The organism is Pantoea stewartii, assembly GCF_011044475.1.
Lineage (GTDB): Bacteria > Pseudomonadota > Gammaproteobacteria > Enterobacterales > Enterobacteriaceae > Pantoea > Pantoea stewartii.
Genome location: NZ_CP049115.1, coordinates 2,297,779 through 2,321,303, shown reverse-complemented (window position 1 = coordinate 2,321,303; position 23,525 = coordinate 2,297,779). Strand labels below are relative to the sequence as shown.

Below are 23,525 nucleotides of genomic sequence, written 5' to 3'. Positions count from 1 at the left end.
CCAAAAAAAAGAGGCTAATCCTACCAGTTTATCGGGTGACTGCGAAATTGTTCTCTGACTCTGATAGACTCAAATTATTCAACCATAAGATTAGACGGCAGGTCGATGAACGTATCAACTCAAGTTGCAGAACAGCGAAAAGCACTGGAACAGGCAATTGCACAGGCGCTTGAACTGGCAAAAGCAAGTACGGATGGCGCGGAAGTCGCGGTGAGCAAGACCACCGGTATTGGTGTCAGTACCCGTTACGGCGAAGTGGAAAACGTCGAATTCAACAGTGATGGCGCACTGGGCATCACTGTTTACCACCAAAACCGTAAAGGCAGTGCCTCATCGACCGATCTCAGCCCGGATGCCATTAAACGAACCGTGCAGGCGGCGATTGATATCGCACGCTATACCTCGCCGGATCCCTTTGCCGGCCCGGCGGATGCCGAACTGCTGGCTTATGACGCACCGGATCTGGATCTCTACCATCCGTGGGAGATCGATGCCGATTATGCTATCCAGCTGGCGGCACAGGCAGAGCAGGCGGCATTGCAGGCAGACAAACGCATCACCAATACTGAAGGCGGTAGTTTTAACAGCCATGTCGGTATCAAAGTCTTTGGTAACAGCCACGGCATGCTGCAAAGCTACTGTTCCAGCCGTCATTCGCTGTCCAGCTGCGTCATTGCTGAGCAGGACGGCAATATGGAGCGTGATTATGCGTACACCATTGGCCGCGCCATTGAGGACTTAAAGAGCGCGGACTGGGTTGGGGCTGAGTGCGCTCGCCGGACGCTGTCGCGCCTGGCACCGCGTAAGCTCGATACCATGAAAGCGCCGGTCATTTTTGCGCCGGAAGTCGCGACCGGCCTGTTCGGCCATCTGGTCGGCGCCATCAGCGGCAGCAGCGTCTATCGTAAATCCACATTCTTACTGGATGCGATGGGCAAACAGATTCTGCCTGAATGGCTGACCATTCAGGAGCAGCCGCATCTGTTAAAAGGCCTGGCCTCCACGCCGTTTGACAGCGAAGGCGTACGTACACAGGCCCGCGACATCATTAAAGATGGCGTGCTGCAAACCTGGCTGATGACCAGCTATTCTGCGCGCAAGCTGGGCCTGACCAGCACCGGTCACGCGGGCGGCATTCATAACTGGCGCATCGCCGGTCAGGGGCACAGCTTCAACGACATGCTGAAGCAGATGGGCACCGGGCTGGTCGTGACCGAACTGATGGGACAGGGCGTCAGCGCCATCACGGGCGATTATTCGCGTGGCGCAGCCGGTTTCTGGGTGGAGAATGGCGAGATTCAGTATCCGGTAAGTGAAATTACGATTGCAGGTAACTTAGGCGATATGTGGCGGAACATTGTTACCGTAGGCGATGACATTGAAACCCGCAGCAATATTCAGTGTGGTTCTGTTCTGTTACCCGAAATGTATATTGCCGGACAGTAAAATCTCTTTTAAGTTGTGTAGGCGATAGCAAGCGGAGGGCATCGACCCTCCGCTTTTTTATAAGCAGCGTTTTCACAATAAAAAGGAAGCTGAGCATGCGTAAAGCGTTTATGTCGTTGTTAGCTGTTGCCTTGTTATCTGTTAATGTCACCGCCGGTGCGGCATCTCTTGAGCACGATATGAAAGAGATGGCGGGTATTTACAAGTCGCTGGATGGGGCGAAAAGCGCCGATCAGCTGCACAAAATGTTAGGTGATTTGCGCGCCAAAGCCGAAGATGCCAAAAAAGGCACCCCGGACAAACTGGAAGGCAAAGCACCGGACAGCCCGGAAATGAAAGACTTTCACAAAGGCATGGATGATTTGATTGCCCAGATTGATAAAGCCGATGCACTGGCTAAGCAGGGCAAGCTGGATGAAGCGAAAGCAGAAGCGCAAAAACTGGCTGCTATCCGTAACGAAAACCACAAGAAGTTCCGCTAAACACACGCTAACCCCGGCACTGCCGGGGTTAATTATTCCGCCCCCTCATCGCCACCCGGCTTAGCCAGGATCACTTCAACCTGATGGGTTTTCAGCAGGTTTTGCAGCGCCGTACCCGGCAGTTTATCGGTGAACAGGGCTGTCGCCTGCGCCACGCTGCCCATCTCCACCGCGGCCGAGGCCTGGAATTTAGTATGATCGGCGGCGAGCAATATATGACGCGAATGCGCCATCATCGTTTGTGCAACGTTGGCCTCATTGACGTCAAATTCCAGCAGCGCACCGTCACTCTCAATGGCGCCCATGCTGGTGACGAGATAATCCGCCCGGAAACTGGCCACAAAGGCCGTGGTCACCGGACCAATAATGCCACCATTGTGTGGGCGCAACGTGCCGCCGGGCACCATGACTTCAAACTGGGGGCATTTATACAGAATATGTGCCACCCGCAGGCTGTTGGTGATAACCCGCAGATGCTTATGGTTCATCAGGGCGCGGGCCACATGCTCCACGGTAGTGCCAATCGTAATAAACACCGTGGAACCATCAGGAATGTAGTCAGCGATGGCGTCAGCGATAGATCGTTTTTCATCGGTTTGTGAGACTTCGCGCTGTTCAAAGGCGGTATTGACCACGCTGGATGCGCGGCCTGCGCCGCCATGATGACGGGTAATCAATCCCTGTTCGCTGAGTTTGCGAATGTCGCGGCGTACCGTTTGCGTCGACACATCCAGTAGCACCGCAAGTTCATCAATATTCATGTAGCCACGTTCGGCGATCAGGCTGAGTAAACGATCGTGGCGAGGATTACCGGTTACGTCCGTGAGGATCATGAGCTGCTCTCTGAAGACCACTTTGGCTGTCAGTTTAACCATTAACTGACATAAAAGAACAGGTTTGCTCATAATCGGGAATACCGGCCCGGCCACCCGGGCGCGTACATTTTAAGGCCGCGACAGCGCTGGCAAAGCGCACCGCTTCCGCCACGGCGGGCTTTTGGGCCAGCCTGAATGCCAGTGCGCCATGAAACACATCGCCGGCACCGGTCGTGTCGACCACCCTGACATGAAAAGCTGGCTGATGCTGTAATCTGCCCGCATCAAGCCAGAGGCAACCCTGAACGCCTTGTGTCACATAGACATGTCCCTTTGTGAGCATTTGTGCTTTTTTCAGCGCACTGGCGTCACTTTCCATACCGGTCAGGCGCTGCAAACCGGGTGCGGAAAACGCCGCGTGGTCGCTCAGCGTTACCAGTTCAGCAATGTTTTGTGGCGTCACATCGCCATCCAGAATAGTGGGAACGCCGGACCTGCGTGCCAGCTTAAAGGCGCATTTTGCGCCCTGATGCCAGCGGACATCCGCCAGCACGGCATCCCACTGAGAAAAATCGATTTCCGCTAGCCAGTCGGCCTCGTCGGGTAAATCCGGGCTGGGATAGTTGGCGATGATACGTTCGCCTTCAGCATCCACAAGAATGGCAGATTGCGAGGAGCGGGCAGCGTTAAAAATCTTTGTATAACGTGTACTTACGCCGTAACTGTTTAACTCGGACAGCAGCCTTTTCCCGGTGTCATCGTCCCCGACCCGGCCAATAAAATCTACCTGCGCACCCAACTTTGCAGCCGCGACGGCTGCCGTGGCCGCCGGGCCACCGCCGACTTCCCGATAGTTGCTGGCGACATATTTTCCGCCCTGATGCGGTAACGTTTCCAGGTACCAGATGCGATCCAGTACGGTGATCCCTACACAAGCTATGCGCGTCATCACTCTTCCTCAGGCATTTTCTCGTGCTGTCATTTTAATTTCATCAAATGTTTTAAAAGTGACACCTGTCAATTTTTTGACCATAAATTACAAATATGATCCGAAAAAGACAGTAAAAATCATATATCGGACAAAATGTGACATTCATCGGGTTTGGGAGAGCGGTATGGCGGAAGTAGCGTTTATTGGACTGGGGCAAATGGGGGCGCCGATGGCGAGCAATCTGCTTAAGCAGGGCCATCAGCTCAGGGTGTTTGACGTCAATCCCGAGGCGGTTGCCAGGTTAGTGGAAAAAGGCGCACAGGCTGCCCGTTCTCCAGCCGAGGCCGCCGAAGGGGCTGAATTCGTTATCACCATGCTGCCCAATGGCGATTTGGTGCGCGCTGTCCTGTCAGGCGATCAGGGCGTCTGTACCACCCTGTCGCCTTCGGCACTGGTGATCGATATGTCGACGATCCATCCGCTACAGACCGACCAGATGATTAACGAGATGCGGGCGAGCGGCTTCAGCATGATGGACGTGCCGGTTGGGCGCACATCCGATCATGCTATCGCCGGCACGCTGTTGCTGCTGGCAGGCGGAACACTGCAACAGATTGAGCGGGCAAAACCGCTGCTGTTGGCCATGGGAAATGAGGTGGTGGTGGCTGGCGGACCGGGCATGGGGATTCGCGTCAAGCTGATTAATAACTACATGAGTATCGCCCTGAATGCGCTCTCTGCAGAGGCGGCGGTGCTGTGTGAAGGGCTGGGGCTGCCGCTGGACGTTGCGCTACAGGTCATGAACGGCACGCCAGCAGGGAAGGGGCACTTCACCACGACCTGGCCAAATAAGGTGCTGAAAGGCGACCTGTCACCGGCCTTTATGATCGATCTGGCTCATAAAGACCTGGGCATCGCGCTGGATGTGGCTAACCAGCTGCATGTGCCCATGCCGCTCGGGGCCGCCTCACGTGAGGTTTACAGCCAGGCGCGCGCCGCCGGACGCGGACGTCAGGACTGGACCGCCCTTCTCGAACACGTGCGCGCCAGCGCAGGCCTCTCACCTTCGACAACCCCTTGTGACGCTTAATCAGAGGAAAGCACATGACTCATTACACCCTTAAAGACATCGCCCGGCCATCAGGTGGTTTCGCCATGCTGGCTGTGGATCAGCGTGAAGCGATGCGGCTGATGTTTGCCGCCGCGGGTGCGCCAGAGCCGGTCAGCGATCGGGTTCTGACCGAATTCAAAGTGAATGCCGCCAGCGTGTTATCGCCTTATGCCTCCGCCATCCTGGTGGATCAGCAATTTTGCTTTCAGCAGATTGTGGAGCAGCGGGCTGTGTCGCCCGGTTGCGGCATCATTGTCGCGGCGGATGCGTTTATACCGGGCAACGGCATGCCGGTTGACAGTGTGGAGATTGATCACCGCGTCGATCCTCAGGCCGTCAAGCGTGACGGGGCAAAGGCGCTCAAGCTGCTGGTGCTGTGGCGCAGCGATGAAGACGCACAGCAGCGGCTCGATATGGTGAATACCTTCACTGCGCGCTGTCACCGCCATGGTCTGCTCAGCATTATCGAACCCGTTGTCAGACCGCCGCGCCGGGGCGATCGCTTCGATCGCGAGCAGGCGATCCTCGCTGCAGCGAAGGAACTGGGTAACAGCGGAGCGGATCTTTATAAGGTGGAAATGCCGCTGTACGGCAAAGGTTCACAAGCCGACCTGCTGACGGCCGCGCAGAAACTTAACGATTTGATCATGATGCCGTGGGTCATCCTCTCCTCTGGCATTGACGAAAAATTATTCCCACGAGCCGTCAGAGTCGCCATGCAGGCGGGTGCCTCCGGATTCCTGGCGGGCCGCGCAGTCTGGTCTTCGGTTATTGGTTTACCCGATACCGACCTGATGCTGCGGGATATCTCTGTTCCCAGACTGCAACGGCTGGGCGAGATCGTAGATGAAATGATGGCGAAACGTTAATAGGGAGAAGCAGATGAAATGGTTTAACACCTTAAGCCACAATCGCTGGCTCGAACAGGAAACTGATCGGATTTTCAGTTTTGGCAAGCATGCGGCGGTGCCAACCGGATTTGGCTGGCTGGGTAATAACGGTCAGGTCAAACCCGATAAGGGAACGCACCTGTGGATCACCGCCCGCATGTTGCACGTCTATGCGGTGGCGGCCTCGATGGGGCGGCCCGGGGCTTATCAACTGGTTGAACATGGTATCAATGCGTTAAACGGTGCGCTTCGCGATAAAAAATATGGCGGCTGGTACGCCTGCGTCAACGATGAAGGCGTTCTCGATGCCTCCAAGCAGGGCTACCAGCATTTTTTTGTATTGCTGGGCGCCGCCAGCGCCGTTACCACCGGCCATCCGGCGGCACGTCCATTGCTGGATGAGGCGATCAAGGTCATTGAACGTTACTTCTGGAGTGAAGACGAGCAGATGTGCCTGGAATCCTGGGACGAGGCATTCAGCAAGACCGAAGACTACCGGGGAGGGAACGCCAATATGCACGCCGTTGAAGCGTTCCTGATCGTGTATGACGTCACGCACGATAAGAAATGGCTGGATCGCGCGCTGCGCGTCACCTCCGTAATCATCCATGATGTCGCGCGTCAAAATAATTACCGCGTGAATGAACACTTTGACACGCACTGGACGCCACTGCGCGATTACAACAAAGACAACCCTGCCCACCGCTTCCGTGCTTATGGTGGCACGCCCGGCCACTGGATTGAGTGGGGGCGACTGATGCTGCATCTGCACGCCGCGCTTGAAGCGCGCTTTGAAACCCCACCGGCCTGGTTAGTGGAAGATGCCAAAGGGTTATTTCACGCCACCCTGCGTGATGCCTGGGCGCCCGATGGTGCAGACGGTTTCGTTTATACCGTGGACTGGGACGGCAAGCCCGTGGTGCGCGAGCGGGTACGCTGGCCTATCGTCGAAGCGATGGGAACCGCCTATGCGCTATATACCGTCACCGGTGAGGCGCAATACGAAGCCTGGTATCAAAAGTGGTGGGACTACTGCATGACCTACCTGATGGACTTCGAAAACGGTTCCTGGTGGCAGGAACTGGATTGCGAAAACAAGGTGACGACCAAAGTCTGGGACGGCAAACAGGATATCTACCACCTGCTGCATTGCCTGGTCATCCCACGCCTTCCGCTGGCACCGGGCCTGGCTCCCGCTGTCGCCGCCGGATTACTGGACTGTAACGCAAAATAATTCCAAAACAGACGGGAGTACCAGCTATGCACAGCAGCGGAAAAACCCTTGTACTGCGTGCCGGAGACTACCAGGCCACCCTTGTCACCGTGGGCGCGGGTCTGGCTGAACTGACATACGCAGGTCAGCATCTGGTGCTCCCCCATCCCCCTGAAACCCTGCCGCTGGCGCACATGGGGAAAGTCCTGATTCCCTGGCCCAATCGCGTCGCGAAGGGCACCTGGTACCATAACGGTAAATGGCTTCATTTACCGATCAATGATCACGAAGGGGGAACCGCCATTCACGGTTTGCTGGCGTGGCGTGACTGGCAGATTACGGAACATACCGACAGCACAGCGAGGCTGACAATCTTTTTACCGCCCAGCTACGGGTATCCGTTTGCCCTGGTTTCAACGGTGACGTACCGGCTGGATGCCATGCAGGGCCTGCTGGTGACGCTCGACAGTCAAAATACAGGACGTGAACCTGCTCCTTATGGCGCAGGTGCGCACCCGTATCTGACCTGCAACAGAATGCCGCTGGACGAGTGCCTGCTCACGTTGCCTGCCGCGATAGCGCAAGGCGATTTCCTTTCCCCACGTCTGCTCGGCGCAACGCAAATTGATGACAGCCTTCGCACAGGCACGGACGGCCAGCAGTGGGAAGTGCGCCTGACCAGCCGGAAGCCGTCCCTTTCTGTTTACTTACGTAGCGATCAGCCCTGGCTGCAAATTTACACCGGCGAAAAACTGGGCCGCACCGGGCTGGCAACCGAGCCCATGAGTTGCCCGCCTGATGCGTTTAACTCCGGCGTTGATCTGGTCTGGCTCGCACCGCAGGCGACGCATCGGCTGGCCTTCACCCTTGGCTGCGATCGCCCCGGATAAAGATCACCTTACCGCCTTACCCTACAACTAAGAGGCCAGTATGCACTTACAACACCTTGAAACGGCAGGGGTAAAACTCACTGCCACTGATAACGGCTTTTCACTGGTTTATCACGGCCGCGTTATTCTGAGCCACAGCCCGGAAGCGCCCTGTCTGTGGATGGGGCACGGTCGGGCCGACATTAAAATGTTTCGTGGCAACTTCAGTATCAAAGATCGGCTGAATGAAAAGCTGGCTCTGACTGAGGTCACCATGACGTCGCAGGCCGACTGTTGGCACATCCGTTTCTCGCGCGGCAACGTCATCAGCGCCACGCTGACGGTTGGGCTGGATGCCGGCGGGCGTTTACTGCTCACACTAAATAATGACGCCGACAGTCATAACCGCATCTGGCTACGGCTGGCAGCGCAGCAGGCGGATCACATCTACGGCTGCGGCGAACAGTTTTCCTGTTTTGACCTGCGCGGGAAACCGTTCCCGCTCTGGACCAGTGAGCAGGGCGTCGGACGGAATAAAAACAGTTATGTTACCTGGCAGGCGGACTGTGCGGAGAATGCCGGCGGCGATTATTACTGGACGTTTTTCCCTCAGCCCACCTTCGTCAGCAGCCAGAAGTATTACTGCCATGTGGACAACAGCGGCTACATGAATTTTGACTTCAGCGCACCCGATTATCACGAACTGGCGTTCTGGGAAAACCGCGCGACGTTACGCTTTGAATGCGCCGACAGCTATATTGCGCTGCTGGAAAAACTGAGCGCCTTGCTGGGCCGCCAGCCTGAATTGCCTGACTGGGTTTACGATGGCGTGATTCTGGGCATTCAGGGCGGCACCGACGTGTGTCAGCAGAAGTTAGACAAGATGCGTCAGGCGGGTGTGAAGGTTAACGGTATCTGGGCTCAGGACTGGTCCGGTATTCGCATGACGTCGTTTGGCAAACGTGTCATGTGGAACTGGCAGTGGGACAGCGAACTCTATCCGCAACTGGATACACGCATTCAGCAATGGAAAGCCGAAGGCGTCCAGTTTCTCTCTTATATCAATCCTTATGTCGCCAGCGATCGCCCTCTGTGCGACGAGGCCGCCCGGCACGGCTATCTCACCAAAACGGCTTCCGGTCAGGACTACCATGTTGAATTTGGTGAGTTCTATGCGGGCGTTGTCGATCTGACTCATCCTGATGCTTATAACTGGTTCAAAGAGGTTATCAAACAAAATCTGATCGGCCTGGGCTGTGGCGGCTGGATGGCGGATTTTGGCGAATATCTCCCAACCGATACGGTTCTGCACAACGGTGTCCATGCCGAGATTATGCATAATGCCTGGCCCGCGCTGTGGGCAAAATGTAACTACGACGCGCTGGCAGAAACCGGCAAGCTCGGCGAAACGCTCTATTTTATGCGCGCGGGTTATACCGGCAGTCAGAAATACGCCGTGATGATGTGGGCCGGGGATCAAAACGTTGACTGGAGTCTGGACGATGGCCTCGCGTCGGTAGTGCCTGCCGCCTTGTCGCTGGCAATGAGTGGGCACGGTTTGCATCACAGTGACATTGGTGGCTATACCACGCTCTACGGCATGAAACGGAGCAAAGAACTGCTGCTGCGTTGGTGTGATTTCAACACCTTTACGCCCATGATGCGCACCCATGAAGGTAACCGTCCCGGCGATAACTGGCAGTTTGACAGCGATGACGAAACCATGGCGCATTTTGCCCGTATGTCGACGATCTTTACTTCCTTAAAGCCTTACATCAGGCAGGCGGTGGCGCAGAATGCCCGCAGTGGTCTGCCTGTTATGCGGCCGCTTTTCCTGCACTATGAAGCGGATGCCCGCACTTATTCGCTGAAATACCAGTACCTGTTTGGTCGTGATTTGCTGGTCGCGCCGGTGTATGAAGAGGGCCGCCACGACTGGACGCTCTATCTGCCGGAGGATCGCTGGATAAACCTCTGGACCGGTGAAGCGGCCAGCGGTGGCGAGATCACGGTGGCCGCACCGCTTGGCCAGCCGCCCGTCTTTTACCGGGCTGAAAGTGAATGGCAGGCGTTATTTGCCTCGTTACGGCTGATCGACAGTGCCGGTTCGACGCGATAAAGGAGAAAGGGTATGGATTTCTTCACGCTTTTTACTCCCGACGGGCTTGAGCTGAGTATTGAGGTTGTCTGCATCATCATCGCCATCATGTTCCTGTATACCTTCATCGGTATCTGCGCAGGCTTTGGTGGCGCGCTGGTGACGATGCCGCTGATCACCTTGTTGCTGCCGGTCAAAATGGCGGCACCTATGTCGGTCATTGTCGGGACAGCCACCGCGTTATATGCGACCTGGTTGTCACGTAACGAAACCCACTGGCGATCTGCGCTGGTGCTTATCCTGTTCTCCTTTGCCGGCATTCCCCTGGGGATTTATGCGCTCGCCAGTTTCCCGGACAACATCATGACAACCGGGCTGGGCACTTTCCTGATCCTGTACGCGTTTTATAGCCTGTTTGTTCCTCGTCTGCCTGTCTGTGACAAAAACTGGCTAGTGGTGCCCACGGGCATCATCGCCGGCGCTCTGGGGTCGGCTTTTGCGACCAACGGCCCGCCGGTAGTGATTTATGGCATGTTGAGAAATCTGGCTCCGGCGGCGTTTCGTGGCACGCTCAATGCGTTTTTTACCGCCAGTAACATCGCCATTATTGGCGGCCTGACGACCAGCGGCATCTTAACGCTGTCAACCGTCAAGCTGGTGCTGTTCTGCGTGCCCACCATGATCCTGGGCTCGCTGGTGGGCCAGTATGTTCACCAACGCATCTCTGTCAGCACTTTCCGGCTGATGGTGCTCCTGCTGCTGATCGCATCCGGCGCCATGCTGATCAAGGGGGCGTTGGCGATTCCGGCATGGTCGGTACTGGTGCCGGTGTTTGGCCTGCTGGCGATTATGCAGTGGGTATTGGGCAAAAAAGTTGCGGCGATACGCGCGGAAACACAGCAGCAAGCGGAAACACAGCAGCAAAACGCTTCCCCTTCATCCTGAGCAAGGTTACCCGCCAGGCGGGCGGGTAAACCGGAGAACCATCATGAATCAGCAAACTGTATCTTCTGCCGGCGAGCCTGCGACGCTGCGGTTGCCGTTCCGGGAAAAAGTGGCCTATGGCATGGGCGATCTGGGTTCTAACATCCTGTTAGATATCGGGACGCTTTACTTACTGAAGTTCTATACCGATGTGCTGGAGCTGCCGGGAACGTACGGCGGAATTATCTTTCTGGTCGCCAAGTTCTTCACGGCGTTTACCGATATGGGCACGGGCATCATGCTGGATTCGCGGCGCAGGATTGGCCCGAAAGGGAAGTTCCGGCCGTTTGTCTTGTACGCCGCGTTTCCGGTCACGCTTTTGGCTGTCGCCAACTTTATCGGTACGCCGTTTGAAATCACCGGTAAAGCGGTCGTCGCCACGGTGTTGTTTATGTTGTATGGCCTGTTCTTCAGCATGATGAACTGTTCGTATGGGGCGATGGTGCCCGCCATCACCAAAAATCCTGATGAGCGCGCCTCCCTGGCCGCCTGGCGGCAGGGCGGTGCAACGCTGGGGTTACTGATTTGTACTGTGGGTTTTGTGCCGGTGATGAACCTGGCAGAAGGCAGCGCGCAGTTCCGCTATATCGCTGCAGCCACACTTTTCTCGGCATTTGGTTTGTTCTTTATGTGGTGGTGCTATGCCGGTGTAAAGGAGCGCTATGTCGAACAGCCGTCTGCCCACCCCACGCAAAACCCGGGCCTGTTAGCCTCCTTCCGCGCTATCGCGGGTAACCGTCCGCTGTTTATTCTCTGTATTGCCAACCTGTGCACACTGGGGGCGTTCAACGTCAAGCTGGCGATTCAGGTCTATTACACCCAGTACGTTCTGAACGATCCCATCCTGCTGTCATGGATGGGCTTCTTTAGCATGGGCTGCATTTTTATCGGTGTCTTTATGATGCCCGGCGCCGTCAGGCGCTTTGGTAAGAAAAAAGTGTATATCGGCGGTTTGCTGATTTGGGTCGTGGGCGATCTGCTCAACTATTGCTATGGGGGCGGTTCCGTCAGTTTCATCGTGTTTTCCTGTCTGGCTTTTTTTGGATCTGCCTTTGTGAACAGTCTTAACTGGGCTTTAGTCTCTGATACGGTCGAATACGGGGAATGGCGGACGGGCGTGCGTTCTGAAGGCACGGTTTATACCGGTTTCACCTTTTTCCGTAAGGTCTCACAGGCACTGGCAGGCTTTTTCCCCGGCTGGATGCTGACCCAGATTGGCTACGTGCCTAACGTTGTCCAGCGCGCCGGTACGGTCGAGGGCCTGAAGCAACTGATGTTTATTTATCCCGGTGCGTTAGCCGTGGTCACGATTGTGGCCATGGGGTGTTTCTACAACCTCAATGAAAAGATGTATGTCCGCATCATTGACGAGATTGACGCCCGTAAGCGTCAGCACTGATTTGGCTCTGTGATAAGGATCCGTTATGAACACAGGTTCTGATCCCTTAACGCTGAAACTGCCTCTGCGTGAGAAGTTTGCTTACGGCATCGGTGATTTCGGCTCCAACCTGATGCTGGCTATCGGGACGCTTTACTTACTTAAGTTTTACACCGATGAACTGGGGATGCCGGCCTGGTATGGCGGCGTGATTTTCCTCGTCGCCAAATTCTTTACGGCCCTTACCGATATGTTTACGGGCATCGTGCTGGATTCACGGCGGACAATTGGCGCAAGAGGAAAATTCAGGCCGTTTATCCTGTATTTTTCGCTGCCGGTCGCGCTGGTGGCGGCGGCGCAGTTTGTGGCGAATGACCTCAGCCTGACATGTAAAACGGCTGTCGCCACCGCGCTGTTTATGCTGTTTGGCCTGTTTTACAGTCTGATGAACTGTTCCTACGGGGCAATGGTGCCTGCCATCACCAGAAATCCCACCGAGCGCGCTCATCTTGCCGCCTGGCGGCAGGGCGGGGCCACGTTAGGATTGCTGGTTTGTACCGTAGGCTTTATGCCCATCCAGTCGCTGTTTGTGGGCAAAAGTGCGCTGGGTTATCAGGTGGCGGCTGCCGTCTTTGTCACTGGCGGATTGCTGTGCATGGGGCTTTGCTACAGCGGCGTGAAAGAACGCTATGTCGAGGTCACGCCCGCCCATCACAAACCTGGCGTTGCAACCGCCTTTCGCGCCATCTTTCACAATCCACCCTTGCGGACGCTGTGCCTGGCGAACCTGTGTACCTTGGCGGCATTCAACATCAAGCTGGCGATTCAGGTTTATTACACCCAGTACGTGCTGAACGATGTCAGTCTGCTCTCCTGGATGGGTTTCTTCAGCATGGGCTGTATTCTGGCCGGTGTGCTGCTGGTGCCCGCTGCGGTGAAACGTTGGGGTAAAAAGCAGGTGTATCTCGGTGGTTTAGTATTCTGGGCTGTCGGCGATCTGTGCAATTTTCTCTGGGGCAGCACATCGCTAATGTTCGTCCTGTTCTCCTGTATGGCGTTCTTCGGCACAGCGTTTGTGAACAGCCTTAACTGGGCGCTGGTGCCGGATACCGTCGAGTACGGTGAATGGAAAACCGGTATCCGCGCAGAGGGCGCCTGCTATACCGGCTACACCTTCTTCCGTAAGATCTCTGCCGCCATGGCGGGGTTTTTGCCGGGCCTGATGCTGACACAAATCGGCTATGTGCCGAATGCCCTTCAATCGGATGCCACGCTGGCGGGGCTGCGGCAGTTGATCTTTATCTGGCCCTGTACGCTGGCCATCGCGGCGGCACTGATTATGGGATGGGGTTACAGGCTCAATGAAGCGCGTTTCGCGCGCATTGTCGCGGCCATTAATCAACGTAAACGGCACGCTCTTGCCCCTGCTGCTATCCCAACGCGCAACGAGGCCTGCGTTCAGGTGACGGGGGCGGAAAAGCCATAAGTTTCTCTGTTAAGACGTGATGGCAGGTAACTGTTTGCCAGTTTTGTGACAGCGGTACAGTACCGGCCATCGCGCATTATGTGTTCACAGGCGCATCACTGCGCACAGGTAAGACAGCCTAACCTGTTGTTTTATATAGCCTGAATCTCCATTCTCCCCCTGTTCACTCCCCACTTTGCGGCACCGATCACGCTCAGGTGCAGGATTTCCACTTCGAAACGGAAAAAGTCGTTCTCCACAGCCGCGCGGACTCTGTTTAGTTTGTGATCACGCTGAATGCGTAACGGGATGCAGACGATGAGCACGTGTAATGGAGCGGTAGCGATGAACGCGTCACAAGACGAGCAGCAAACGATTCAGGCCCTGGCGGATCGCGTAATGACCCAGATCGGCGCGCTGTTTGCCGAGCGGTCCATTAAGCCGAATGCGGTACAGCTGCAAATGCTGGCTTCGCATGTCCGCGCAATGGCATTGCGATCGGTAACCGGTGAAGGGCTGCCGGAGGTGGAGGCGGATCTGTTCGATGAGATCTCGCCAGCGTCAATGGCACTGGCGCAGCAGGTCGTGGATCTGTTTGGCAATTTACCGCCGGAAGAAGCCTGGCTGCTCTCCGTCCACTTTGAAGTGGCTAAGAACGACTGATTTTCACCACCATGAGAGGTACAGACATATGGTAACCGTAGTAATAGGCGATCGATTAGGTAAAGGACAGAAAGTGGCGGCCGGCGTTGAGAAAGCGGGCGGGCGTGCCGTTGTCGTGCCCGGCGTGGCAGCTGACATGAAGTTGGGCGATGTGATGAAGGCTGAGAATGCCGATTTTGGCATTTCTTTTTGTGGCAGCGGCGGTGCGGGGGCGATTACGGCACAAAACAAGTATGGCTACAAAGCCAAACACGGCATGCGCTCAGTGGATGAAGGTGTGACAGCCATCAACGAAGGCGCCACCGTGCTGGGCTTCGGGTTTATGGATAAAGAAGAGCTGGGTGAACGTCTGGTTCAGGCCTGGCACAAAAAACACGGTGGATAAGGAATGAAAGAGACCTTTACAACCTCGGTAGCCGTAAGCGGCAAAGGCGATACCAAAGCGAAAGCGTTCTCTGATGCGCTCAGCCGGGTGCAGCACGAAGTCCTGCGCAACGCCAACAAGATTTTGCTGCGCATCGAACCCCAGGACGTAAAGGTGGTGCGCGCGCAGGAGCGCGTCAGAACCGAAAAATTTCTTTTCTTTTTCCTGGCACGCGAGCGCAGGCACTTCAGTGTCGATCTGGAGGTCACCATCAACGTGACCTGTCTGGACGGCGATAAAGTTGCGTTCACCCGCGTGTAAGTCAGCCTCAAACAACATAAATAAGGAAAGAGGATGTTTCTCATCATTTTGCTCAAGTCGTTAATCATCGGCGGCCTTGTGGGCGTCGGTGTGGGTGCTGGCGCTGCCCGCATGTTCCACGCGCCGACGACACAAGGTATGGGCGCGTTTCGCACACTGGGTGAACTCAACTCCTGTGAAGGCGATCCCGCTTCTCACTTCTCTTTTGGGTTGGGTTTCTTTTTCAATGCCTGGGCTTCCTCCGTTGCGGCGGGTGCATTCACCCAGGATGTGGATCACCGCATCATCCCCAACTGGGGCGCGGCGGCCATCATGGTCAAAAACCGCAACGTCGCGCAAACGCTGCACGATCCAAAAAAGATGGCTATCGCCTGCGGCATCATCGGCATGGTGGTGGTCGCGTTTTTGAATTCGACGGCCTCTGCCGTTCCGGCGGCCCTGCAGGTTACGGCGGTCAAAGTGCTGGTCCCTGCGGCGAATCTGCTGGTGAACACGGTCATGCCCGTGATCTTCTGGCTGGCCGCAATCGATGCCGGTAAGAAATCGGGCTTCTGGGCCACCATTTTTGGCGGTCTGGCGCAGCTGATTATGGGCAATGCGGTACCGGGCCTGGTGCTGGGAATTTTGATTGGCAAAGGGGTTGAAGAGAGCGGCTGGCACAAAGTGACCAAAGTCATGATGACCGCCATCGTTGCCCTGTTTGTCCTCAGCGCCTTCTTCCGCGGTTTCGATATGAAGATGCTGCAATCCTTCCAGCTCGGCATTCCTGGCTGGCTCGACAGTATTCATAACAGCCTGAGCGGCAAATAACGGAGCGTCTGCAATGGAAGAATCAAACAAAGGTTTCTGGTATGCCGACTGGGCATTCCCGATTTTTGTCGGTTTGCTCTCCTCCGGCGTGTTTGCCGGGACACATATGTACTACCTGTACGGCATTGGAGCGTTTAACGAAGTCGCTTTCGTGTCCATGCTCCGGGCCGGAATCGATACCGGCGTCTATGGGGCGGTGGCTGCCTTCGGAGCCAGCTTCCTGTTCGCCCGCATCATTGAAGGATCGCTGGTCGGGATTCTGGACATCGGTGGTGCGATCCAGACCGGTGTCGGTCTGGGCGTGCCGGCGTTGCTGCTCGGGGCGGGTTTTGTTTTCCCCGTCGCCAACTTTGCGGCTTCGCTGGTCACCGGCCTGATTCTCGGTGTGGCAATCGGTTACGTCATTATCCTGGCACGTAAGTTCACCATCAATCAGAGCAACAGCACGTACGGTGCGGACGTCATGATGGGGGCGGGCAATGCATCAGGCCGTTTCCTGGGACCCTTGATCATTCTGGCCGCGATGGGTGCCTCAATTCCTATCGGCCTCGGATCCTTGCTGGGCGCGCTGGTGTTCTATCTGTGGAATAAACCGATCACGGGCGGTGCGATCCTGGGTGCCATGATCCTGGGCGCGATCTTTCCTGTGGCGATCTGACCCTGTTATCCCCCGATCGGTTCAGGCCGATCGGGGCAGTTAAGGAGGTTCCTGTGTACGATCTGATTCTGCGGCGTGCGCGTTTGCCCGATGAAACCCTGATCGATATTGCGATACGTGACGGCAAGATTGCCGCCACAGGTGAAATCAGCGGCCACGCAACCGTCGAGAAAACGCTGGCAGAAGGCTGTTATCTCAGTGCGGGCTGGATTGATTCGCATGTGCACTGCTATGAAAAATCCCCCGTCTACCACGATCATCCCGATCGGGTTGGCGTGGAAAGCGGCGTCACCTGCGTGGTGGATGCAGGCAGTACTGGCGCGAATGACATTGACGATTTCTGGCAGCGCACCCGAGCGGTGAGCACGCAGGTTTACGCGCTGCTGAATATCGCGCGCACTGGCATCATTACCCAAAATGAACTGGCGGACATGACGCAGATTGATCGCCAGGCCATTGCCGACGCGGTAAAACGTCACCCCGATTTTATTGTGGGGCTTAAAGCCCGTATGAGCAGCAGCGTAGTGGGCGAAAACGGCATTAAGCCGCTGGTCCTCGCGAAAGCTATTCAGCAGGAAAACGGCCATCTGCCGCTGATGGTGCATATCGGTAACAACCCACCCAACCTTGATGAGATCGCGGAACTGCTGACCTCGGGTGACATCATCACTCACTGCTATAACGGCAAACCCAATCGCATCCTGACACCCGACGGCGAACTGCGTGCCGCCGTCAAACATGCACTGGCACGCGACGTACGGCTTGATGTCGGCCACGGCAGCGCCAGCTTTAGTTTCGAGGTCGCGCGTGCGGCCATCGCACAGGGCATTTTGCCTGACACCATCAGTTCGGATATTTACTGCCGCAACCGCCTCAATGGACCGGTTTATACCCTGGCCCATGTGATGTCGAAGTTTTTCAATGTCGGCATGACCCTGCCACAGATTATCGCCTGTGTGACTCACCAGGCAGCCAGCGGCCTGCGTTTACGCCACAAAGGCCGTATTGAGCCCGGCTACGATGCCGACTTTACGCTGTTCACCGTCGCGCAAGAGCCGGTGTCCTTTGTAGATGCGGAAGGGCTGGCGGAACAGGGCGATCGTCACCTGATTCCCCTTGCCGCCATTGTCGCCGGCGAGTGCTGGATTACTGAACAAGGAAAAAAATACCATGTCTTCTCTGTATGAAAAATATGGCCTGAAGCAGGTCATCAACGCCTCCGGTCGTATGACCATACTGGGCGTTTCAACGCCATCGGATGAGGTGATCGATACGGTTAAGTACGGTCTGGCGCACTACTTTGAAGTAAAGGATCTGGTCGATAAAACCGGCGCGTATATTGCTAACCTGCTGAAAGTGGAAAATGCGCTGGTGGTCTCCTGCGCCTCGGCAGGGATAGCCCAGAGCGTGGCCGCCGTCATTGTGAAAGATGATGACTGGTTGCTGGATAATTTACACAGTGCACCGCTGACCGTGCCGCGCGACATCGTGGTGCCAAAAGGGCATAACGTGAACTACGGTGCGCCGGTGGGCAGCATGATCGCGCTGGGTGGGGGCCGGACGGTTGAAGCGGGTTACAGTAATGAATGCTCGGCTCAGCAGCTTTCCGCCGCGGTGACCGATCAGACGGCCGCCATTCTCTACGTGAAGTCACATCACTGCGTACAAAAGAGCCACCTGAGCGTTGCACAGGCCGCAGAAGTCGCGCGTAAGCATGGTGTGCCACTGATTGTGGATGCCGCCGCCGAAGAGGACTTGCAGTGTTACTACCAGGCCGGTGCCGATCTGGTGATCTACAGCGGCGCCAAAGCGATTGAAGGCCCAACCAGCGGCCTGGTTATCGGTAAGCACCAGCTTGTTGAATGGGTAAAGCGCCAGAGCAACGGCATTGGCCGCACCATGAAAGTGGGCAAAGAGGGGATTCTGGGGCTGACGCAGGCCATTGAGTCCTATCTGACCCAGCCGAAAGTGACTGGCGCACAGATGGTAGAAAAAATGACGCCCTTTATTAACAACCTCAATGGGCTGGACGGCGTAACTGCGCGCGTCGTCTGGGATGCGGCCGGACGCGATATTGCACGCGCCGAAATACACTTTGATGAAGCCAAAATTGCGCGTCAAACCGGCGATCTGGTTCAGGCATTGAAAAACGGTGATATCGCCATTTACTTCCGTGGCTACAAAGCGAATGAAGGCATTATCGAAGCCGACGTGCGTAGCGTCAGCGCTGAGCAGCTGCATATCATTTTTACCCGTATTCAGGCGCTGATAACCGGAGAACACTAATGACGCTTACCCCTGATTTTTATCAAGACCGGCTGTGCCTCAACGTGCTGGCCGGCTCAAAAGAAAATGCGCGCGCTATCTGGCAGGCGGCAGAAGGGCACGTTCTGGTCGGTGTGCTATCGAAGAATTACGCCAGTCATGACGCCGCAATCGCGGATATGCGCGACTATGCTGCGCTGATCAATAATGCGCTCTCGATTGGCCTGGGCGCGGGCGATCCCCGGCAGTCACGCATGGTCAGCGAGCTGGCCGCTGAGCTACAGCCTCAGCATGTTAACCAGGTCTTTACCGGCGTTGGCACCAGCCGGGCGCTGCTTGGCCAGTCGCAAACGGTGGTGAACGGCTTGATCTCGCCGACGGGGACGCCAGGAAAAGTAAAAATTTCGACCGGTCCGCTCAGCTCACAGCGCAACGACGGCATCGTGCCCATTGACACCGCCATCGCCATGCTGATCGATATGGGCGGCAGCTCGGTAAAATATTTCCCCATGGGCGGTCTGGACAGGGTGGAAGAATACCGCGCCGTGGCGGAGGCCTGTGCACAGCAGGATTTTTGGCTGGAGCCGACAGGCGGGATCGATCTGGCAAATTTTAGCGAGATCGTAAAAATTGCGCTGGATGCGGGCGTCAGCAAGGTGATCCCGCATATTTACAGTTCGATCATTGATCAGGCCAGCGGTGAAACCCGCGTGGATGACGTCAAACAGCTTCTGGCAATGAGCAAGTCCTTGCTGGCCTGACGTAGGTTGTGCGCTGGCGCAGAAAACTGTGGCCGGCGTGCCCTTTCCTGGACGTACAGCCGCGTTTCCTGCACTCTGTTAGTGTTGCTCTTTTCTCCATTCAGTCAGGTAAACCGACGTGAGATTTCCTAATCAGCGCCTTGCGCAACTGTTTGACGCTTTGAAAAACGAAACCTTGCCTCAGGACGAGCTGGCCCGGCGCTTTGCCGTGTCAACGCGTACCGTACGCACGGATATCACCGCCCTGAATGCCTTACTGGAAAAGCACGGCGCGCAGTTTGTGTTGAATCGCGGGGCCGGTTATCAGCTTAAAATTGCCGACGCGCAGCGTTTTACTATTCTCCAGCAGCAAACGCGTGCCCCTCTCCGGGTGCCGCGTACCTCTCAGGAGCGGATCCGTTATCTGCTGGTGCGCTTCCTGACCGCCGCCTATTCGCTGAAACTGGAAGCGCTGGCAGAAGAATGGTTTGTCAGCCGCGCGACCTTGCAGAATGACATGGCCGACGTACGTGAATGGCTCGGACGCTACCAACTCAGCATTGAAAGCAAACCGCACCACGGCATGAAACTGTTTGGCAGCGAGGTGGCGATCCGCACCTGCTTAACCGATCTGTTGATCGAGATCGATCAGTCGCAGCCAGACAGCCCGCTGATCACGCCGGAATCCCTGGAAGGTGGCCTGCTGGAAAGTCTGGAACCGTGCCTGCAACGCTGTTTTGCCCAGCACCATATCCGTCTCAGTGACGAAGGTGAACGCTATTTACAGTTTTACTGTGCGGTGGCGGTCCGGCGCATCAGCGAAGGTTATCCGGTTAACGATCCCGCGGACACGGAACAGATGGACGATGCGATACGCGACGCGGCACAAACCCTGATTCATTCGCTGCTGCCGCTTATCGGCAAGCCCGTTTCGCCGGCGGAGGAGAGCTGGCTACAGGTTAATATCGCTGCCCGGCGCATTCAGGACAGCGCACCCAGCACGATCAATGCGGATGACGCGGATGCGCTGGTCGACTATCTGCTCAGCTTTATTAACACACACTACTATTACGATCTGCAGAACGATCCTCAGTTGCGTGCCGATCTGCTCACCCATATTAAAACCATGATCACGCGGGTGCGTTATCAGATCCATATTCCCAATCCCCTGTTAAGTAATATCAAGCAGCACTATCCGATGGCCTATGACGTAACGCTGGCGGCGGTTTCCAGTTGGGGCAAATATTCGCCTTACGTCATCAGTGAGAATGAAATTGGCTTCCTGGTGCTGCATATTGGCGTCGGGCTGGAGCGCCATTACAACGTGGGCTATCAACGTCGCCCTCAGGTGCTACTGGTGTGCGACAGCGGGAATTCCACGCTGCGCATGATTGAAGCGATGCTGCTGCGAAACTATCCCCAGTTGCAGGTAACCCAGTGCCTGTCTCAGCGCGAATACGAAGCGCGTCAACGTATTGAAGAAGACTTTGTCATCTCTACCGCGCGGGTCAGCGAAAAAGAAAAACCGGTGGTGGTGGTGGCGCCGTTCCCGACCGAATTCCAGCTGGAGCAGATTGGTAAGCTGGTGCTGGTGGATCGTACCCGCCCCTATATGTTGGAGAAATTTTTTGATGCCCGGCATTTTCGGATTGTTGATGCGCCCATGAGCCAGTCGGATCTGTTCCGGTTATTGTGCGATCAGCTTGAGGATGAAGGGGTGGTGGATGAGGCTTTCTTTGCATCCGTGGAGGAACGCGAAGCCATTGTCAGTACCATGCTGGGCGAGGGCATTGCGCTACCGCACTCGCTGGGGCTCATGGCCCGGGAAACGGTCGTCTACACCGTGCTGGCTCCACAGGGTATTCCGTGGGGCGACGATACGGCTTACGTGATTTTTCTGCTGGCAATCAGTAAAAGCGAGTATGAAGAAGCCATGGCAATTTATGACCTTTTCGTCACGTTTATGCGTGAGCGGGCGATGACGCGCCTGCGCGACAGCACTGACTTCAGCAGTTTTAAAACCGTGGCGCTGGACTGCCTGAGTCGGCTGTAAGTAGGGGCAAGGTGGGCTGGATAGCGTCCAGCCCGTTATCAGTGTTTCTTTGCTAACAGGCGGGGGATTTCGCGCAGGCACCAGGCTTTCGCTTCGCCCATACTGTCACGACGCCAGGCCATGATGATGTCCACCTCGCGAGAATATTCCGGGCTGACGACCCGTAACCGCCCCTCCGCGATATCCTGCTCTACCATGTTATAGGGCATGGTCGCCACGCCTAAACCGGCCAGAAGCGCACGCCGCTTATCGTCCATTGTACTGACGGTCAGACGTTGCTGTTTATCCAGCAGCTGTACGGTCAACACCGGCCTTTCGCGTGCGGTATCGGCCACGGCAATCCCCCGATATTTTACCCGGGTAATCTCTGAAAGCGGCTCGGGTTCGTTATGAATAGGATGGTCAGGGCTGGCGACATAAACGCTGACGATGCTGTAGAGTTTGCGGGTATTGATCTCAGTTGAGGCGCGAAAGTGCATATCCGGTGCGATAACGATATCTGCCCGTCCCTGTTCCAGCCTTTCCCAGGCACCTGCCAGCACTTCTGTCATAATGGATATCTGGGTGTTAGCCTTGTCAGCCAGCTTTGTAACCAGCGGGAACAGCGCATCGGTAGGGACAAGGGCTTCGGTCACGATGGTCAACTGCGTTTCCCAACCGCGCGCCAGCGCTTCGGCATCGGTCGTGAGTTTGTCAGCGGCTTCCAGCAACACCCGACCGCGCTCAAGCAGCATGCGTCCGACATTCGTAAACTTTGTGCGATGGCCAGAGCGGTCAAACAGCACCACATCCAGCTCCTCTTCCAGTTTCTGCATGGTGTAACTGAGTGCCGAGGGCACGCGCCCTAACTCATCGGCGGCGGCGGCAAAACTGCCCCGGCGATCGATAGCATCCATCACACGTAAAGCTTCAAGGGTTAACGCACGGTCTTTTGCCATCCTGGTTCTCTGTCAGGAAATTTGAATATGCCCGGCAGATTAACTGGCTAACAATCCGGCGTCCAGACTTTTACCATAAGGGAATCATACCCGTCGTCGATTCTTGCCGACGGATGCAGGAGGTAAACAATGATAACCACACGCAGTGCATCCGATTGTGGTCAGGCTGATTATGGCTGGCTACAGGCACGCTATAGTTTCTCTTTTGGCCACTATTTCGATCCCAAATTAATGGGTTATGCCGCTTTACGTGTTTTGAACCAGGAAGTGCTGGCACCCGGCGCGGCGTTTCAGCCGCGCACCTATCCTCAGGTGGACGTGTTGAATATTGTCCTGCAGGGTGAAGCGGAGTACCGCGACAGCGAAGGCAATCACATTACCGTCGGTGAAGGTGAGGCACTGCTGCTCTCTGCCCAGCCGGGCGTGAGCTACAGTGAACTGAATCCCAGTAAAGAGCGCTCACTGACCCGCATGCAGCTCTGGCTGGCGGCCTGCCCGGAACGGGAAAACCCGCGTATGCAGAAAATCAGCCTGACCGCAGGAACGTGCTCGCAACTGGTGGCTTCGCCGGATGGCCGCGACAACAGCTTGCAACTGCGTCAGCAGGTCTGGATCCACCAGCTTGAGCTGGCGGCTGGCGAGCAGCATCTGGTGCCGCTGCATGGCGCGCGCGCCTATCTGCAGTCGATCCATGGTTCGCTTGAAGCCTCTGCAGGGGCATCACATCAGGAAACGCTCGGCTGTGGTGATGGCGCGTTTTTGCAGGAAGAGCAGCAACTGTGGCTGGCTGCCCTCACACCGACGCGGGCGCTGGTAATCGATATCCCTGTCTGACGCGCTTCTGCTGGCGTGGCGTTGTGGCGGTATCACAACAGTGGATATCCGCGCAGAGACGGATAGCCGACAGCGAAGGGCGAAGTGGTTTGCGTCAGCCTGGTCATGGGATCAGACGCCAGAAACGAGAAAAGCCGTCCCTGAAAGGGGACGGCTTTTTTATTCGCGCTATTCAGGCAGGCAAGACCACCCCGACC

At 56.1% G+C, this 23,525-nt stretch carries 23 protein-coding genes; 20 read left to right on the top strand and 3 right to left on the bottom strand.

The features are described 5' to 3' along the window. Nucleotides 1–105 precede the first annotated feature (105 nt). Both pmbA and cybC read left to right on the top strand, forming a co-directional pair. Nucleotides 106–1,446, top strand: coding sequence for a metalloprotease PmbA (gene pmbA, locus G5574_RS11000; protein WP_006118343.1), 1,341 nt, complete (start codon nucleotides 106–108; stop codon nucleotides 1,444–1,446). A 95-nt stretch (nucleotides 1,447–1,541) separates the two neighbouring features. Beyond that, nucleotides 1,542–1,928: a cytochrome b562 gene (gene cybC, locus G5574_RS10995; RefSeq protein WP_006118342.1), complete on the top strand. Its 387-nt coding sequence runs from the start codon at nucleotides 1,542–1,544 to the stop codon at nucleotides 1,926–1,928. A gap of 32 nt (nucleotides 1,929–1,960) precedes the next feature. On the opposite strand, the gene G5574_RS10990 is transcribed toward cybC, so the two are convergent. Both G5574_RS10990 and G5574_RS10985 read right to left on the bottom strand, forming a co-directional pair. Next, the gene (locus G5574_RS10990; RefSeq protein WP_133745666.1) at nucleotides 1,961–2,761 is read right to left on the bottom strand and encodes a DeoR/GlpR family DNA-binding transcription regulator; all 801 of its coding nucleotides are present in this window, start codon (nucleotides 2,759–2,761) and stop codon (nucleotides 1,961–1,963) included. Between the two features lie 34 nt (nucleotides 2,762–2,795). After that, nucleotides 2,796–3,692 (bottom strand): sugar kinase, encoded by an 897-nt coding sequence (locus G5574_RS10985; RefSeq protein WP_164482615.1) that lies wholly within the window; start codon nucleotides 3,690–3,692, stop codon nucleotides 2,796–2,798. Nucleotides 3,693–3,858: 166 nt separating this feature from the next. On the opposite strand from G5574_RS10985, the gene yihU reads away from it, so the two are divergent. From yihU to G5574_RS10900, 17 genes are all read left to right on the top strand, one after another. Then, complete coding sequence (gene yihU / locus G5574_RS10980) at nucleotides 3,859–4,764, top strand: sulfolactaldehyde 3-reductase (protein WP_164482614.1); 906 nt, start codon at nucleotides 3,859–3,861, stop codon at nucleotides 4,762–4,764. Between the two features lie 14 nt (nucleotides 4,765–4,778). Continuing rightward, nucleotides 4,779–5,654 carry a sulfofructosephosphate aldolase gene (yihT, locus tag G5574_RS10975; protein ID WP_164482613.1) on the top strand — a complete coding sequence of 292 codons (876 nt, stop codon included), beginning with the start codon at nucleotides 4,779–4,781 and terminating at the stop codon, nucleotides 5,652–5,654. Between the two features lie 13 nt (nucleotides 5,655–5,667). Next, complete coding sequence (gene yihS, locus G5574_RS10970) at nucleotides 5,668–6,909, top strand: sulfoquinovose isomerase (RefSeq protein ID WP_033740011.1); 1,242 nt, start codon at nucleotides 5,668–5,670, stop codon at nucleotides 6,907–6,909. 26 nt (nucleotides 6,910–6,935) lie between these two features. Beyond that, nucleotides 6,936–7,778 carry an aldose-1-epimerase gene (locus G5574_RS10965; RefSeq protein ID WP_006118336.1) on the top strand — a complete coding sequence of 281 codons (843 nt, stop codon included), beginning with the start codon at nucleotides 6,936–6,938 and terminating at the stop codon, nucleotides 7,776–7,778. Nucleotides 7,779–7,818: 40 nt separating this feature from the next. Continuing rightward, the gene (locus G5574_RS10960; RefSeq protein WP_164482612.1) at nucleotides 7,819–9,876 is read left to right on the top strand and encodes an alpha-glucosidase; all 2,058 of its coding nucleotides are present in this window, start codon (nucleotides 7,819–7,821) and stop codon (nucleotides 9,874–9,876) included. Between the two features lie 12 nt (nucleotides 9,877–9,888). Beyond that, nucleotides 9,889–10,800, top strand: a complete 912-nt coding sequence (locus tag G5574_RS10955) for a sulfite exporter TauE/SafE family protein (RefSeq protein WP_164482611.1) — start codon at nucleotides 9,889–9,891, stop codon at nucleotides 10,798–10,800. Between the two features lie 43 nt (nucleotides 10,801–10,843). Then, nucleotides 10,844–12,238, top strand: coding sequence for an MFS transporter (locus G5574_RS10950; protein WP_033740007.1), 1,395 nt, complete (start codon nucleotides 10,844–10,846; stop codon nucleotides 12,236–12,238). A 25-nt stretch (nucleotides 12,239–12,263) separates the two neighbouring features. Further along, nucleotides 12,264–13,703 (top strand): MFS transporter, encoded by a 1,440-nt coding sequence (locus tag G5574_RS10945; RefSeq protein WP_164482610.1) that lies wholly within the window; start codon nucleotides 12,264–12,266, stop codon nucleotides 13,701–13,703. A gap of 297 nt (nucleotides 13,704–14,000) precedes the next feature. Then, on the top strand, nucleotides 14,001–14,345 hold the full coding sequence (locus tag G5574_RS10940) for a glycine dehydrogenase (protein WP_044241509.1): 345 nt from the start codon (nucleotides 14,001–14,003) through the stop codon (nucleotides 14,343–14,345). Between the two features lie 28 nt (nucleotides 14,346–14,373). Beyond that, nucleotides 14,374–14,730, top strand: a complete 357-nt coding sequence (locus tag G5574_RS10935; protein WP_006118330.1) for an SFCGS family glycine-rich protein — start codon at nucleotides 14,374–14,376, stop codon at nucleotides 14,728–14,730. A 3-nt stretch (nucleotides 14,731–14,733) separates the two neighbouring features. Continuing rightward, the gene (locus tag G5574_RS10930) at nucleotides 14,734–15,030 is read left to right on the top strand and encodes a DUF4312 family protein (protein WP_033740005.1); all 297 of its coding nucleotides are present in this window, start codon (nucleotides 14,734–14,736) and stop codon (nucleotides 15,028–15,030) included. 33 nt (nucleotides 15,031–15,063) lie between these two features. After that, on the top strand, nucleotides 15,064–15,840 hold the full coding sequence (locus G5574_RS10925) for a DUF4311 domain-containing protein (protein WP_006118328.1): 777 nt from the start codon (nucleotides 15,064–15,066) through the stop codon (nucleotides 15,838–15,840). Between the two features lie 13 nt (nucleotides 15,841–15,853). Next, complete coding sequence (locus G5574_RS10920) at nucleotides 15,854–16,498, top strand: DUF4310 family protein (protein WP_164482609.1); 645 nt, start codon at nucleotides 15,854–15,856, stop codon at nucleotides 16,496–16,498. 53 nt (nucleotides 16,499–16,551) lie between these two features. Beyond that, on the top strand, nucleotides 16,552–17,685 hold the full coding sequence (locus G5574_RS10915; protein WP_058708637.1) for an amidohydrolase/deacetylase family metallohydrolase: 1,134 nt from the start codon (nucleotides 16,552–16,554) through the stop codon (nucleotides 17,683–17,685). After that, nucleotides 17,669–18,784, top strand: a complete 1,116-nt coding sequence (locus G5574_RS10910) for a DgaE family pyridoxal phosphate-dependent ammonia lyase (RefSeq protein ID WP_033740001.1) — start codon at nucleotides 17,669–17,671, stop codon at nucleotides 18,782–18,784. The genes G5574_RS10915 and G5574_RS10910 overlap by 17 nt, the downstream gene beginning before the upstream one ends. Next, nucleotides 18,784–19,524 (top strand): 2-dehydro-3-deoxy-phosphogluconate aldolase, encoded by a 741-nt coding sequence (gene dagF, locus G5574_RS10905; protein ID WP_033740000.1) that lies wholly within the window; start codon nucleotides 18,784–18,786, stop codon nucleotides 19,522–19,524. Before G5574_RS10910 ends, dagF begins: the two co-directional genes overlap by 1 nt. Before the next feature lie 118 nt (nucleotides 19,525–19,642). Beyond that, entirely contained in the window at nucleotides 19,643–21,556 is a 1,914-nt protein-coding gene (locus tag G5574_RS10900; protein ID WP_058702673.1) for a BglG family transcription antiterminator, read from the top strand. Between the two features lie 38 nt (nucleotides 21,557–21,594). Here the strand turns inward: G5574_RS10900 and G5574_RS10895 are convergent, their stop codons facing one another. Beyond that, nucleotides 21,595–22,494, bottom strand: a complete 900-nt coding sequence (locus G5574_RS10895) for a LysR family transcriptional regulator (RefSeq protein ID WP_164482608.1) — start codon at nucleotides 22,492–22,494, stop codon at nucleotides 21,595–21,597. 129 nt (nucleotides 22,495–22,623) lie between these two features. On the opposite strand from G5574_RS10895, the gene G5574_RS10890 reads away from it, so the two are divergent. Beyond that, a complete protein-coding gene (locus G5574_RS10890) occupies nucleotides 22,624–23,328 on the top strand; it encodes a pirin family protein (RefSeq protein WP_164482607.1) in 705 nt (234 codons plus the stop codon). Nucleotides 23,329–23,525 lie beyond the last annotated feature (197 nt).

Coding starts and splice junctions, on each gene's coding strand:
- yihT (WP_164482613.1), top strand. CDS start 4,779: ATGACTCATTACACCCTTAAAGACATCGCCCGGCCATCAGGTGGTTTC.
- G5574_RS10965 (WP_006118336.1), top strand. CDS start 6,936: ATGCACAGCAGCGGAAAAACCCTTGTACTGCGTGCCGGAGACTACCAG.
- G5574_RS10985 (WP_164482615.1), bottom strand. CDS start 3,692: ATGACGCGCATAGCTTGTGTAGGGATCACCGTACTGGATCGCATCTGG.
- yihU (WP_164482614.1), top strand. CDS start 3,859: ATGGCGGAAGTAGCGTTTATTGGACTGGGGCAAATGGGGGCGCCGATG.
- G5574_RS10940 (WP_044241509.1), top strand. CDS start 14,001: ATGAGCACGTGTAATGGAGCGGTAGCGATGAACGCGTCACAAGACGAG.
- G5574_RS10895 (WP_164482608.1), bottom strand. CDS start 22,494: ATGGCAAAAGACCGTGCGTTAACCCTTGAAGCTTTACGTGTGATGGAT.
- G5574_RS10945 (WP_164482610.1), top strand. CDS start 12,264: ATGAACACAGGTTCTGATCCCTTAACGCTGAAACTGCCTCTGCGTGAG.
- G5574_RS10955 (WP_164482611.1), top strand. CDS start 9,889: ATGGATTTCTTCACGCTTTTTACTCCCGACGGGCTTGAGCTGAGTATT.
- G5574_RS10930 (WP_033740005.1), top strand. CDS start 14,734: ATGAAAGAGACCTTTACAACCTCGGTAGCCGTAAGCGGCAAAGGCGAT.
- yihS (WP_033740011.1), top strand. CDS start 5,668: ATGAAATGGTTTAACACCTTAAGCCACAATCGCTGGCTCGAACAGGAA.
- G5574_RS10910 (WP_033740001.1), top strand. CDS start 17,669: ATGTCTTCTCTGTATGAAAAATATGGCCTGAAGCAGGTCATCAACGCC.
- dagF (WP_033740000.1), top strand. CDS start 18,784: ATGACGCTTACCCCTGATTTTTATCAAGACCGGCTGTGCCTCAACGTG.
- G5574_RS10920 (WP_164482609.1), top strand. CDS start 15,854: ATGGAAGAATCAAACAAAGGTTTCTGGTATGCCGACTGGGCATTCCCG.
- G5574_RS10960 (WP_164482612.1), top strand. CDS start 7,819: ATGCACTTACAACACCTTGAAACGGCAGGGGTAAAACTCACTGCCACT.
- cybC (WP_006118342.1), top strand. CDS start 1,542: ATGCGTAAAGCGTTTATGTCGTTGTTAGCTGTTGCCTTGTTATCTGTT.
- G5574_RS10950 (WP_033740007.1), top strand. CDS start 10,844: ATGAATCAGCAAACTGTATCTTCTGCCGGCGAGCCTGCGACGCTGCGG.
- pmbA (WP_006118343.1), top strand. CDS start 106: ATGAACGTATCAACTCAAGTTGCAGAACAGCGAAAAGCACTGGAACAG.
- G5574_RS10890 (WP_164482607.1), top strand. CDS start 22,624: ATGATAACCACACGCAGTGCATCCGATTGTGGTCAGGCTGATTATGGC.
- G5574_RS10935 (WP_006118330.1), top strand. CDS start 14,374: ATGGTAACCGTAGTAATAGGCGATCGATTAGGTAAAGGACAGAAAGTG.
- G5574_RS10990 (WP_133745666.1), bottom strand. CDS start 2,761: ATGATCCTCACGGACGTAACCGGTAATCCTCGCCACGATCGTTTACTC.
- G5574_RS10925 (WP_006118328.1), top strand. CDS start 15,064: ATGTTTCTCATCATTTTGCTCAAGTCGTTAATCATCGGCGGCCTTGTG.